This is a genomic window from Brevundimonas sp. SL161 (assembly GCF_049896985.1).
Taxonomy (GTDB): Bacteria; Pseudomonadota; Alphaproteobacteria; order Caulobacterales; family Caulobacteraceae; genus Brevundimonas.
In genome coordinates this window covers 1-12,590 of sequence record NZ_JAFCVJ010000023.1, presented here as the reverse complement: position 1 = coordinate 12,590, position 12,590 = coordinate 1, and the positions used below count along the sequence as shown (strand labels likewise).

Sequence of the window (12,590 nt, the reverse complement as noted above, 5' to 3'; positions counted from 1 at the left end):
GCTCTCAGGGCCCCCGGGGCCAGCGTCGGGTCCGCGATCAGGGCGGCCACGGTCGGCGGCTGGTATCGGGGAGCGTCCTGGCCCAGGTCCCAGCTGCCGTCGCCATTGGGCGTGGCACATCCCGCCAGAGTCAGGGCGGCCAGGGTGAGGCCGAAAACCAGTCCGCGCCGGATCATCATTGTGCGTCCTGACCGGCCGGGGCCCGTTCGCCCGGCGCCCGTCGCGCCATCGTCTTCTGCTCGAAGGCATAGCCCAGCGACAGCACTGTCGCGTCCTGCCAGGCGCCGGCCATGAAGCTGATCCCGACCGGCATGCCGCGATCCATCCCCATCGGCACGGTCAGGTGCGGATAGCCGGCGACGGCCGCCAGGGTGCTGGCCGATCCCTGTCCCTCGTCCTCGTCGTCCCGGTCGTTGGTCCAGGCGCGCGAGGTCGTCGGCGACACCAGGGCCGCGACGCGGTTCTCCGCCATCATCCGGTCGATCCCCTCGACGCCCGAGAGCCTCAGCGAGGTCTCCCGCGCCGTGACATAGGCCGGGTCTTCCAGCCCACCGGTCGCCTCGGCGCGCTCGAACAGTTCCTGCCCGAACAGCACCGTCTCGTGCGGCTCGGCCGCGTTGAAGGCGATGACCTCCGCCAGGGTCCGCGTCGGCACCTGCTTCGGGTCTGTCGAGGACAGATAGGCGTTCAGATCGACCTTCAGCTCGGTCAACAGGACCGTCAGCTGCGCCCCGCCGATGGCCCGCATGTCCGGTCCCTCGGTGATCTCGACCAGCTCGGCGCCGGCGTCGCGCATGGCCTGCAGCGACCGTTCGAACGCAGCCTTCGTATCGTCGGAGAAGTTGTTGGCCAAGAACCGCAGCACCCCGATCCGCGCGCCGCGCAGGGAGTCCGCATCGAGGGCGGCGACATAGTCGACCTTGCGCATGTCCGCCTCGACCGTCGCGGCATCCATAGGGTCCGATCCGGCGATGGCGGTCAGGACCAGGGCCGCATCATGCACCGTGGCAGCGATGGGTCCGGCGGTGTCCTGGGAATGGCTGATCGGCACGATATGGGTGCGGCTGACCAGTCCCACGGTGGGCTTGAACCCGACCACCCCGTTGACCGAGGCCGGGCAGACGATGGAGCCGTTGGTCTCCGTGCCGATGGCGACGGGCGCCAGTCCGACGGCGACCGCGACCGCGCTGCCCGACGAGGAGCCACAGGCCGTCCGCGTCGCATCATAGGGGTTGGGCGTCAGACCACCGACCGCGCTCCAGCCGCTGATGGACCGGGTCGAGCGGATGTTGGCCCACTCCGACAAATTGGTCTTGCCGAGGATCAGGAAGCCCGCCGCTCGCAGCCGCGTCACCAGCGGCGCGTCCCGTCCCGGTGCATTGTTCGCCAGCGCCAGCGACCCCGCCGTCGTCGGCATATCCGCCGTCTCGATATTGTCCTTCAGCAGGATCGGCAGGCCCGCCGCCGCGCTGGCGCCGTACGCGACGGCATCAGCCGTGGCCGCCCAGCGGATCACCGCATGCGAGGTCATCGCGTCCCGCTGACACGCAGAGATCACCAGCCCCGCCGCGACCCCGGCTTCGCCGCCATCGAGCGGCGTCAGGCCGGCGCAATGCGCGTCCGCCTCCGCCGCCTGCGCGGCCAGGATCGGCGCCGTGTCCTGCGCGAACGCCGGCGCCGCGAACCCGGCGAGGATCAGTCCGCCGAGGGCGCCCGCAATCCGATCGTGCGGTCGAGGAAGTCGAGATACATGCGCCATTGTTGCAGCTGCCTGTCGTTGCCCCGCACGCCGTGCCGCTGCCCGGGATAGAGCATCAGTTCGAACGGGATGGATTTGGACTGAAGCGAGTCGATGACCCGCGTCGAGTTTTCGAGAATGACGTTGTCGTCTGCCATGCCGTGCATCAGCAGAAGCCGGCCAGTGAGGTTGTCCAGACGCGGAATGGCGTCTGATGCGGCATAGCCTTCGGGGTTGGCCTCCGGCGTCGACATGAACCGCTCGGTGTAGTGGGTGTCATAGAGGCTCCACTCCGTCGGCGGCGCCCCGACGGCGGCCGCCGCCAGTCCCATGTCCGGCTCGGTCAGCGCCATCAGGCTCATGAACCCGCCATAGGACCACCCCATCATGGCGATGCGATTGTCGTCCACGTAAGGCAGCGATCTCAGATAGTTGGCTGCCAGAACCTGATCCTCGACTTCAACCGTTCCCATCTGCCGGTACAGCGACTGTTTGAACGCCGCCGAACGGTCCCCCTCACCCCGGTTGTCGAGGCGGAAAACGATATATCCCGCCTCGGTCAACAGTTGATTCGTCGTTGACTGCCAGCTCCGTTTCACTCCGGCTCCGGTGCTGGGGCCGCCGTAGACCTGCATCACAACCGGATAGGTCCGGGTTGGATCGAAGTCGGGCGGCGTCTGCATGCGCCAGACCAGGGTCTCGCCGTGGCTCTGCAGCGTGCCGAACTCCGGCGCCCGGGTCCGCCCTGCAAACGGGAAGAAGGGATGCCCCTCGGCCAGCCGGTTCTCCTCGATCCAGCGCACCCGCGTCCCGTCGATCCGGTACAGGGCCGACTGCGGCGGCGTCACCGGATCGGAATAGTCGCCGACATAGGCCGTGGCCGTCCGGTTGACCGAGGCGCTCCACCATCCGCCCGCCGGGGTGATCGCCACGGGCGTGGCCGCCCGGTTCATGTTGGCGCGAAACAGCTGCTGCTCGATCGGCAACTCGCGCCCGTCGTGCATCGAGGCGGTGAAGAAGACCTCGCCCGTCCGCTCGTTGACGCCGTTCAGCGCTTTGACCGGCCAGTCGCCCGAGGTGATCGCCCGGATCTTTGTGCCGTCGGCGTTGTACAGATACAGGTGCCGCCAGCCGGTGCTCTCGTCCGACCAGATGAACCGGCCGTCGCTCAGGGCCTTGAAGTCATCGGTCAGATCGACCCAGGCCTTAGACGTCTGGGTCGCGATCACCTGCGACGCGCCCGTCGTCGGATCGACGCGCAGCAGGTCCAGCGTCTGCTGGTCCCGCGACTGGCGCTGGACGTAAAGGGTCCGCCCGTCCTTCGACCAGTTCACCCGGCCCAGATAGATGTCGGTGTCAGCCCCCAGGTCGACCTTGACCCGACGTCCGGCGGCGACGTCCTGCACATACAGTTCGACGATGGCGTTCGGCCGCCCGGCGCGCGGGTAGCGCTGCTCGACCACGCTCGCGCCGCCGCCGGTGATGTCCAGCCGGGGGACGATATCGACGGGCGTCTCGTCGGTCCGTTGCAGGGCGATGTAGGTCTCGTCCGGGCTCCACCAGTAGCCGGTGTCGCGGTCCATCTCCTCCTGGGCGATGAACTCCGCCGTCGCCCAGGTGATCAGGCCGTCGCCTTCTGTGGTGATTGCCTGCTCGGCGCCCGAGGCCAGGTTCATGACCACTAGGTCCTGGTCGCGCACGAAGGAGACGTAGTTCCCCTCGGGCGACACCTTGGCGTCGATCTCGTCGGCCTCGGTCTCGGTCAGGCGGCGAATTCCGCCCCCTTCCCGGCTGGCCAGGAAGATGTCGCCTTCCAGCGGCGCGAGGATGTAGCGCCCCTGTTCGTCCCACGAGTATTCGACCACGCCGCGCTGCGAGATCCGCATCCGCTCGCGCCGCGCCTTCTCGGCCTCGGACAGTTCGCCGGCGTCGGGGACCAGGGCCCTCGCGTCAATCAGCTTGAACGGCTCGCCCGCCCCCGTCGGCGCGGCCCACAGGTCCAGCACCGAAACATCGTCCTCGCGCGCCCTGAGGAAGGCGACCAGTTCGCCGTCCGGCGACAGGCTGACCCCCTGGGCCACCGGGCCGTTCAGGCTGGGGTTGGCAAACACCCGCTCCGGCGTCAGCACGGCGGGGTTGGCGGACTGGGCGAAGGCCGAACCGGCCGTCAGGGCGAAGACGGAAGCAAGAAGAACTGTGCGCATGGTCACGGACGCTAGTCGCAGAAATCCGCCGCGTCATCCCCTTCCATCTGGACGGGTGCGACCTATCTTGGCGTGTCCGTCTGATAGTTCCGTTCGCATGAGGTCCGATGCGGCGAGCAAGACTCAGTGGACTATCTAGACTCCAATTTCCGGAGTCGGGGGCATCAGACTCTATGGACGACCCGAGCTCCAATTTCCGGAGTCGATTCGGCCGCGACCCCGACGACCTTTCGCCCGGCGGCCCGTCCGCCTAGAAGACCCGCAATGACCGACGCCGCCCTGTCCCCGCCGCCGCCGAAGCCCTCCGCCTTCCATGAGCTCGAGGTCGTCTGGGTCCATCACTGGACCGACCAGCTGTTCAGCTTCCGCGTCGCCCGCCCCGAGGATTTCCGTTTCCGCTCCGGCGAGTTCGTGATGATCGGCCTGCCGGGCGCTGACGGCGGCAAGCCCGTCCTGCGCGCCTATTCGATCGCCAGCCCGTCCTGGGACGAGGAGCTGGAGTTCCTCTCCATCGCCGTGCCAGACGGCCCCCTGACCTCGCGCCTGGTCAACATCAAACCGGGCTATACCGTCCTGATGGGCAAGAAGCCGACCGGGACCCTGGTGCTGGACGCCCTCACCGGCGGCGAGACCCTGTGGCTGATCGGGACCGGCACGGGCCTTGCCCCCTGGCTCAGCGTCGCCCGCGATCCCGACACCTACAGCCGCTTCGGCCGCGTCATCGTCTGCCACACGGCCCGCAACGTCGCCGATCTGTCGTACCGCGACTTCCTGACCGCCGGCATCCACGAGGATCCCCTGATCGGCGACGAGGCGAAGGCACAGTTGACCTACTATCCCACGGTCACCCGCGAGAATTTCGAAGCCCCAGGCCGGATCACCGATCGCATCAAGTCCGGCGTCCTGTTCGAGGACCTCGGTCTGCCGCACAATTTCTCGCCCGAGCGCGACCGCGTCATGCTGTGCGGCTCCATGGCCATGATCAAGGAAACCGCCGAACTGCTGGAAGGCTTTGGCATGAAGGAGGGCTCAAACGCAGAGCCCGGCGACTATGTTCTGGAGCGCGCCTTTGTCGGCTGAACACCACCCCCAGATCGTGGCCGTGGACGCCCGCATCGATCCCGCCGCCTGCCAGTCGATGACCGAGGTCCGCCAGGGCGTCGACGCCCTGGACCGCGCCCTCGTCGCCCTGCTGGCCGAGCGGCAGCGCTACATGGACGCCGCCGCCCGGATCAAGCCGGACCGCGACGCCGTCCACGACGATGCCCGTATCGAGGATGTGGTCTCGAAGGTTCTTGCGGCCGCCGACGCCCGTCATCTGTCGCGCGACATCGCGGAACCGGTCTGGCGCCTGCTCATCGACCGCTGCATCGCCCACGAGTTCTCGACCTACGACCGCACGCGTCGCTAGCCCTTCAGCGACCTCAGCATCAGTTCGTGCCGCCAGGCCGCAACGTCGGCCAGCGCCGCGTTGAGGGCGTCGCGGACATGGTCCAGCCTGGCCGGCGCGACCTCCTTTTCAGCCGTCTCGGCCTGGGCGCAGACCTCGGCCAGGGCCCCCGCTCCGATCCCCGCCGCCGCGCCCCGGATCGTGTGCACGGCGTCGCGCCAGCCCTCGATCCGGGTGTCCAGCATCGCCGACCACATCTCGGCCTGTTGCACGAACAGCCCCAGCACCTCCTCCGCGACCCCGTCGTCGCCGCCCGTCGTCCGGTCCAGGACCGAAAAGTCGACGGCGCCCGAAAGGTCGCGGCGGGACATCAGGCGGCCTGATCCGGGTTCTTCGCCAGCCGGGCGTTCCGCGCCGACCACAGGAAGTAGATCGCGAGACCGACGGCGTTCCAGACCAGGAACCACATCTGGGTCGATGGACGCAGGCTGAAGAAGAAGACGACGCAGCCGACGATGGTGATCGACCCGACCAGCCACCACAGCGGCGCCCGGAATTTCCGCACCCGGTTCGGATCGCGCAGCCGCAGAACGATCAGGCAGACCCCCACCGCCGCGAAGGCCGCAAGGGTTCCCGCATTGGCCAGCGACGCCAGTTCGTCCAGCCGCATGACCCCGGCCAGGGCCGCGACCACGATGGCGGTGAACACCGTCACCACCGCCGGCACGCCGCGCGACGAAATCTTCGCCAGCGAGGTCGGCAACAGGCCATCGCGCGCCATGCCCAGGAAGATGCGGCTCTGGCCGAACAGGAAGGCCAGGAGGACCGTCGGAAGCGCGATCACGGCCGAGGCCGCGATCCATTGCGCCGCCGTCCCCTGCCCCATCTCGCGCAGGATCAGGGCCAGAGGCTCTGGGCTGTCCGCGAAGCTCGCCACCGGCCGAGCACCGATCGCGGCCGCCGCCACGACCAGGTACAGCACGGTGCAGATCAGCATTGAACCGACGATGCCGATCGCCAGGTCGCGCTCGGGCTTCTTGGTCTCTTCAGCCGCCGTCGAGATGGCGTCGAAGCCGTAGAAGGCGAAAAAGATGATCGCCGCCGCCGCCATGACCCCGGTCTGAACCGCCGGTTGGCCGGTGATCAGTTCCCCGAACGGCAAGGCGGGCGCTCCAAACCCGTTGGGCATGAAGGGGGTGAAGTTGGCCGCGTCGAACGCCGGCAAGGCGATGGCGACGAAGGCGATAAGGGCCGCGACCTTGATCACCACCAGGATGGCATTCAGCGTCGCGCTCTCCCGCGTACCCAGCAGCAGCAGTCCGGTCACAAGGCCGATGATCGCCACAGCTGGCAGGTTGACCAGGCCGCCTGCGACATGGGGTCCCGCGGTCAGGGCCGTCGGCAGGTCGATGCCCAGTCCGGTCAGGAAGCCGACGGCGTATCCCGACCAGCCCACCGCCACAGCCGAGACCACGAGCGAGTATTCGAGGATCAGGCTCCAGCCCACGATCCAGGCGATCAGTTCGCCCAGCACCGCATAGGAGTAGGCGTAGGCGCTGCCCGCCTGGGGCATCATCGTCGACAACTCGGCATAGGCAAGGGCCGCGCAGGCGCAAACCAGTCCCGCCAGGGCGAAGCTGATCATCACCGCCGGCCCCGCAAGCCCCGCGCCGACGCCGATCAGGGTCAGGATGCCCGTCCCCACGATGGCCCCCACGCCCAGCGCCAGCAGGTGCGGCCAGCTCAGGGTCGCCTTCAGCCTCGGTCCGTCCGAGGCCTGGTGCATCGCGTCGATCGACTTGCGCCGGTTCCAGAAGGCCATTCGCTACTCCCCCGATGGCCCTTGCCGGACCGATTCCGCGGGGATGCTAGACCGGCCTGCGGCGAACCGGAACACCAGGCGGAAATCCCTTGCATCCCCGCCCTGATGTCTCTATTTCCGCTCCCTTCGCCGAACGTCCCTGACGACCGCGCGACGATGGTACGGGTGATTAGCTCAGTTGGTAGAGCAGCTGACTCTTAATCAGCGGGTCGTAGGTTCGAACCCTACATCACCCACCACCGTCTTGCTTTATAAAACAATAGCTTACTGGGCGCTCGGCGGTGTTGCGTGGGTAGTTGCTCACTGCCGTATAGCCTATTTATAGCGGCAGGCTCTTACCTAGCACCTATCCTCGAAATCAAACCGGCGACGCTTGGGTCAAGTCCGCCGTCTTCTTTTACGATGCCGTCTGACGTGGGCCGGAACAGCGCATTCAGAATGATCGTGCGGTCTGCATCTGACGCCGCCTGCTCAGCCGTGAGTGCGAGGTATGTGGTCGTCATCACCGCCCGCTCTTCCGCATCTTGACGAAGATGGTGCTGGCTCAGGTACAGCTTCGTCAGCAACCGGCCGATCCAAAGCATGAGGCCGGCAGTCGTCGCCAGCCCAGCTGAGACCACGATGTACAGGCCCGTTGGAGGTGTCCCATCCACCTGAGTGATGAGGTACCATCCCGTAAAGCCGAACATCAGGACCATGAGGGGGATGGCTGCGAGGAAGAAGGACCTGACACGTCCCGCAGCCACGGCTTCCGCCGTCCTGTGCCGTTCTGCTTTGTCTTCCCAGTACCTCACGGGTGCCATCAAGCTAAGCTTCTCGCGGTAGGTGGCCTCGAGCGCATCGAGCTGCGCGATCAACTCGTTATGATGGCCCAACCATCGGGATTTCGTATCGCGCCAAGCGTTGGAGCGGCGCTTGACCCACCCCACCAAGCCTGTCGTGCTCTCGGCTAGGAGCTGCGACCAGTGCGCTGCCCGAGTGGCCTCAGCTTCGTCCATTGCGTCGGACATCCGCTTAAGGCCCTCGCGGAAATTGGATCGTTCAGCTGCAAATCGTTTTTGACTACCAGCCGCAGCCAGCCATCCGGGATATGCAGCCGCCAACATTCCTCGGGTATGCTCCAGATTCTGTGCATGCCCGGGCTGCGTACCACCGCGCAGCAGCCCGAAAGCGAATAGCGCAGCCTCCGCGCTGAGTTCGTCCAGCGCGTCCGCTACTATTTGCCCCGTGGGGCTGTCGGGATGGCAGGGGCCCCACGCCTGATTGATTAGCGATGCAAGATCGGGAGCGAAATCCCGCGGAGTGAGCCCCGAGGCCTCCGCCTGTCGAACACGATTTTGGATATCGTTTAGCCGACCGAATAGATTGCCCTTCGCGTTGACGGGGTCCGATGGAACGGGAGCGCTTTCGAATGGCCGCCAGAACTCGTCAATCTGAGTCATCCAGCGATTGACAGCCTTCCATCCTCGGAGCTTCCAAGTGGAGCCGTCCCAGAGGGAGAACTCCGCTAGCTGTCCATCTATCTCGGCCATAAAACCCTCCCGCTAGCATCAGCTAAGCTGCGGCAACTTTTGAGTCGAGTCGGCAGGAGTGGCCAATGACCACGCGGTTAAAGCGCGACAGAGCGCGCAACAGGCTCACCTATCTGCTGACCATTTCAGAGGACCCCGCCTTTCTTCAGATGATTTGGTGCGTGGACCGTCTACGAGTTGGCGACTACGATGTCGGCGCGCGCGGCTTCACTCACCTGCCGGCGGACCTGAGGCACAAGCTCGCAGATAACAGCCTCTACATTCAGCCTTGGATGCTGGAGGATTTGGTCAACGAGTTGCTGACCGTTCCGAAACCCAAACTCTTGGTTCCCCGAAACCTCAACTGCACATCCTATGAGGGGTTCGCCGCCGCCTATAATGCAGTCCTGAGCGTTGAGAACGAAGAGGCCGGGTTCGAGCTGGCTAGAGGCCAAGACGTGCTTCAAGGCATGTCGCGCATCGCCCATAAACAGTTCGACTGGCAGCAAGGATGGATGAGCGCCCCGGTGCTTTATCGATCTGCGTTCATCTACGGCCAAGGCGAATGCGAACAGTGGTTTCGGGACGAGCATGGTCTGACGCCCTCTGAGTTCGTGCTTTTCGCATTGGCCTGCCAGTCAGTCTACGCAAGCTCCCCAAGAGGACATCGCAATGGCTTTTTAGTTCCTCAGCTGAACCTAGACCAGCGAGTGATCGACGCCGCGTTGGCGTTGGCAAGCACCCCCTTGGCCAGCGCGCGAGCTGAAGCGGCGACCATGCGTCGAGGCCCGCTGAACCTAGCTGCGCGGCCAAGCATTCTGCGGCGCACGCCGCTTATCGAGATGGGCGACGGCACCTACATCGCACCGCTGCCTGAGCTAGTCCTGGAACGGGCGACCGTTGGTCTCTACCTTGACTTGGTGAAGGCTCCGTCGGGGCTACGTGACTACATCGGTCGCCGCTTTGAACAGTATGCGCTGGAGCTACTCAGTGCGGTCTTCATCGGCGAAGTTCGGAGTGAATACGGCTATGGGCCAAGGGCCGCTCCCAGAAGGACGCCAGACATCCTCATTGGCCCACAAGATCAGCTTCGGCTCATCGTGGAGTGCAAGGCCACCCGAATGAACTTCGCCGTGCGGTTCTCAGATGATTGGCAGGCCGAAACTGAGCGTGGCTACCGTGAGCTGGCAAAGGGCGTAGGCCAAATCTGGCGGCATTGCTCTCATATGCGGCGGGAGTTGGTTCCCGACCGTTCTTCACCAGATGTCATCGGACTGGTCCTGACACTCGACCCGTGGATGCGTATGACCCACAAACAGGACGAGATCATTCTTGGAATGGCACGAGAATGGTGCGCAGAAAATGAGCCCGGCATCGAACCTGAGGACGAATGTCCGGTTAGCTTTACTCACATGGCCGACCTTGAGGGACTGCTGCACAAGACCAACGCGGATGGCGTACTCAAAGTAACCCGCAAAGCCGCAGAACGCATTGGCTGGGGAATGAGAGAGCTAGGGGCCGATGAGGATATTGAGCAGGTTTCTCAGACATATCTTTTCAACGATCGAATGGCCGAGGTCCTTCCTTGGTACAGGCGGTTGGGCCTTGATGCGGAAGCCGCTGCGCTGCTGACCCAGGAGTAATCCACCGCCCCAAGCAGTGCATGACCACCGGCATATCCGCTCATACCATTGGACACTAGTGGCCGCGTTGACAGCGATCAAAAGCAGCCTTACCCGCCTTTCGGATAGCGGCGACGTCTTGCTCGATCTCGCGCAGCCGACATTCCAGCTCCGAGAAAGTTGCGCAATCAGAAGTGACCTCGTGGCCGTCAGCGACTACCCATGCCGCGCCACGAACCAGCCCCGCGCCCTTCTCTTCAAACTTCAACTTCAGCCAGCCTGCTGCCACGCTGTCCTCCTTGTTTGCGCTCGTCGGTGGTGGTGCGAGGTCGCTTTCTGCTCCTGTCAGACTGAGCAGTACCCCACTCAGACGCAATCCGACATAATCTCACTTCTTTAGGAGCCGAATGCGGACTCTGTGAAGGTCCGCTATAGGTGGTTAGCCGACATTTTCGGGGTCTGTTTGGGGAGAGACCTCGCCTTTGGCTTCAACGCTGTCGTCTGCTTCGTTGCGCGGAGCAGCCAGTCGGCTCACCTGCCTGACGATGCGGGGATACTGCGTGATTTTAGAGATCATGCCGCGCTGGATATGGCCATTATGGACGGTTTGAATCTCTCGATTGAGAACCTCTTTGGCGTAGTCAGCCGTTGGGCTACCTCCTCCGTAGTCAAGCACACTGTCGAGAGGCTGGTGAGCTTGATCGATCAGGGCGCGGTTCAATTGATGCACAGACACGGCTTGAAGAGGACCAGGCCGGAAACCATCGCTGGCGGTCTGAACGGTGATCGTCCAATTATGTTTGTCTTCATCAGCAGGCTTACGATCTTCTATGTAGGCCGTCACCGCCTCAGCGTTATGCCGCTGATACTTGATGATCAGAGGCAGCATCAATGATAGCTCGATCTGGGCTTTGTAGTCCCATGTTGTTATCATCGACCGCAATATGTCGAAGCACTGCTCGGCATCACGCAATGTGACGCTGTATGCCTGCATTGCTCCTACGAACAGCTTGACTGGATCTTCCCTATGGGGCGTGTGGAGCTTGGACCTGTCGATCTTGTAGCGCGTGAAGAGGTAGGAAACGAAGTCGGTTAGGTCTCGCTTCTCAAACTTGTAATGGCGCTGGAAGAAGCGGAGCAGATACTTCTTCCCATCGAAACCTTCGCCATAAACCGCGCGGATGCTGTGGGAGAGCTGGTCGCCATCGGTGGCAATCACAAAGATGGTGTTCTCGATGTCGAAGAGGTGTTTGACCTGCTCCAGCATCTCGATTGCGTAGGTGGGTCGGCAGCGGTCCAGCTCGTCTATTAGGACGAAGAATGGCATCTTCACCCCGGCTTTGTCATCGATCTGAGCCAGCAGCTGGTTCATCCGGTGCTGGAATGTCGCGGAGCTGGCGATGCGTGCCTGATAGTCCTTGAGCTTCTGGTCCACGTAAGCCGTCAACAGCGTGGTGACCTGCTCAGTTGTGGCGTCGGCCGCTGATTTCGCAGCGTCGTCCAACAAGTTTTCCACGTCTTCGCTCACGAGGTCTTCGTTGGCCAAGAGAGCTTCCAGCTCCTCGATGCCTTCGCCCACGCCTTTCTTGATGAGTTGCCGCGCGGCTCCCTTGGCCAGTGTGGCCACGATCGTGGCGCTATTGGCCTTGGCAGCGTTCCAAATCTTCCGCGCTGCGTCTTCCTTGGCGAAGTAAGGCTTGAGCGCCGTCTCGATAGCGGCCATCACGGCCACCACGGGTTCCTTGCTGCTGTCGTCGCGCCAAGCGTTAACGAATGCCGTGGGGTGACCAGTGGCTTCAAGCTGTTTGCGAAACCGCTCCATGAAGTAGGTTTTGCCGTGCCCCCAACCCGCGTTGAGGTTCACCACATAGGCACCCCTGTCGCCGTCCTCTTTGCGTTCGGCGTGCCGCCTGACGAGGAAGTCTTGAAGCATCTGCGCATCTTCGCGACGCTTGAGTAGGTCCCCCTTCCAGATTTCGTCCAGCGATGTCGTCATGTGTGCGCCCTGCTCCAACCCTCACCCAAGGTAGTGCGCGCTGGCGTCCATGCAATCTCCCAACTCCACCGCGCCACCCCTTTGGCTGGTCGGTTCGTCGCTTTTCAATCAATCGTACTTGTAGGCAGTGTGGTCTCCTTGAGAGGGCGAGCGTAGGTCAACGGCTAGCCAATGACAGATGGGAACGTCCGCTAAGGGTGGCGGGCTCAACTGATCGCTGCAACACACGCGGCGAAGGTCTCCGCTGGCGTCCGATAGAGCAAGGTCTTTCTGGGCCGTTCATTGAGCTGCCGGGCGATGGCGTTTA

General features: G+C 64.0%; 10 protein-coding genes and 1 tRNA gene. 4 read left to right on the top strand and 7 right to left on the bottom strand.

What is annotated here, in order from left to right; translation table 11 throughout:
* Positions 1-175: 175 nt before the first annotated feature.
* Both ACP7AU_RS14010 and ACP7AU_RS14005 read right to left on the bottom strand, forming a co-directional pair.
* Positions 176-1,759, bottom strand: a complete 1,584-nt coding sequence (locus ACP7AU_RS14010) for an amidase (protein WP_426051801.1) — start codon at positions 1,757-1,759, stop codon at positions 176-178.
* Complete coding sequence (locus ACP7AU_RS14005; protein ID WP_426051816.1) at positions 1,696-3,942, bottom strand: DPP IV N-terminal domain-containing protein; 2,247 nt, start codon at positions 3,940-3,942, stop codon at positions 1,696-1,698. The genes ACP7AU_RS14010 and ACP7AU_RS14005 overlap by 64 nt, the downstream gene beginning before the upstream one ends.
* A 264-nt stretch (positions 3,943-4,206) precedes the next feature.
* Here ACP7AU_RS14005 and ACP7AU_RS14000 point away from each other — a divergent pair, with 264 nt between their 5' ends.
* Positions 4,207-5,022: a ferredoxin--NADP reductase gene (locus ACP7AU_RS14000; RefSeq protein WP_426051800.1), complete on the top strand. Its 816-nt coding sequence runs from the start codon at positions 4,207-4,209 to the stop codon at positions 5,020-5,022.
* Positions 4,994-5,353, top strand: coding sequence for a chorismate mutase (locus tag ACP7AU_RS13995; RefSeq protein WP_303694842.1), 360 nt, complete (start codon positions 4,994-4,996; stop codon positions 5,351-5,353). The genes ACP7AU_RS14000 and ACP7AU_RS13995 overlap by 29 nt, the downstream gene beginning before the upstream one ends.
* On the opposite strand, the gene ACP7AU_RS13990 is transcribed toward ACP7AU_RS13995, so the two are convergent.
* Positions 5,350-5,703 carry an Hpt domain-containing protein gene (locus tag ACP7AU_RS13990; RefSeq protein WP_426051799.1) on the bottom strand — a complete coding sequence of 118 codons (354 nt, stop codon included), beginning with the start codon at positions 5,701-5,703 and terminating at the stop codon, positions 5,350-5,352. The two genes, ACP7AU_RS13995 and ACP7AU_RS13990, sit on opposite strands and share 4 nt — an antisense overlap.
* Complete coding sequence (locus tag ACP7AU_RS13985; protein WP_426039471.1) at positions 5,703-7,154, bottom strand: amino acid permease; 1,452 nt, start codon at positions 7,152-7,154, stop codon at positions 5,703-5,705. Before ACP7AU_RS13985 ends, ACP7AU_RS13990 begins: the two co-directional genes overlap by 1 nt.
* A gap of 163 nt (positions 7,155-7,317) precedes the next feature.
* On the opposite strand from ACP7AU_RS13985, the gene ACP7AU_RS13980 reads away from it, so the two are divergent.
* Positions 7,318-7,393 (top strand) — tRNA-Lys (locus ACP7AU_RS13980).
* Between the two features lie 96 nt (positions 7,394-7,489).
* Here ACP7AU_RS13980 and ACP7AU_RS13975 read toward each other — a convergent pair.
* Positions 7,490-8,686: a DUF6161 domain-containing protein gene (locus ACP7AU_RS13975; RefSeq protein WP_426051798.1), complete on the bottom strand. Its 1,197-nt coding sequence runs from the start codon at positions 8,684-8,686 to the stop codon at positions 7,490-7,492.
* A 65-nt stretch (positions 8,687-8,751) separates the two neighbouring features.
* Here ACP7AU_RS13975 and ACP7AU_RS13970 point away from each other — a divergent pair, with 65 nt between their 5' ends.
* A complete protein-coding gene (locus ACP7AU_RS13970; RefSeq protein ID WP_426051797.1) occupies positions 8,752-10,308 on the top strand; it encodes a hypothetical protein in 1,557 nt (518 codons plus the stop codon).
* A 55-nt stretch (positions 10,309-10,363) separates the two neighbouring features.
* Here the strand turns inward: ACP7AU_RS13970 and ACP7AU_RS13965 are convergent, their stop codons facing one another.
* The gene (locus ACP7AU_RS13965) at positions 10,364-10,576 is read right to left on the bottom strand and encodes a hypothetical protein (RefSeq protein WP_426051796.1); all 213 of its coding nucleotides are present in this window, start codon (positions 10,574-10,576) and stop codon (positions 10,364-10,366) included.
* Between the two features lie 150 nt (positions 10,577-10,726).
* On the bottom strand, positions 10,727-12,283 hold the full coding sequence (locus ACP7AU_RS13960) for a KAP family P-loop NTPase fold protein (protein ID WP_426051795.1): 1,557 nt from the start codon (positions 12,281-12,283) through the stop codon (positions 10,727-10,729).
* Positions 12,284-12,590: the final 307 nt, after the last annotated feature.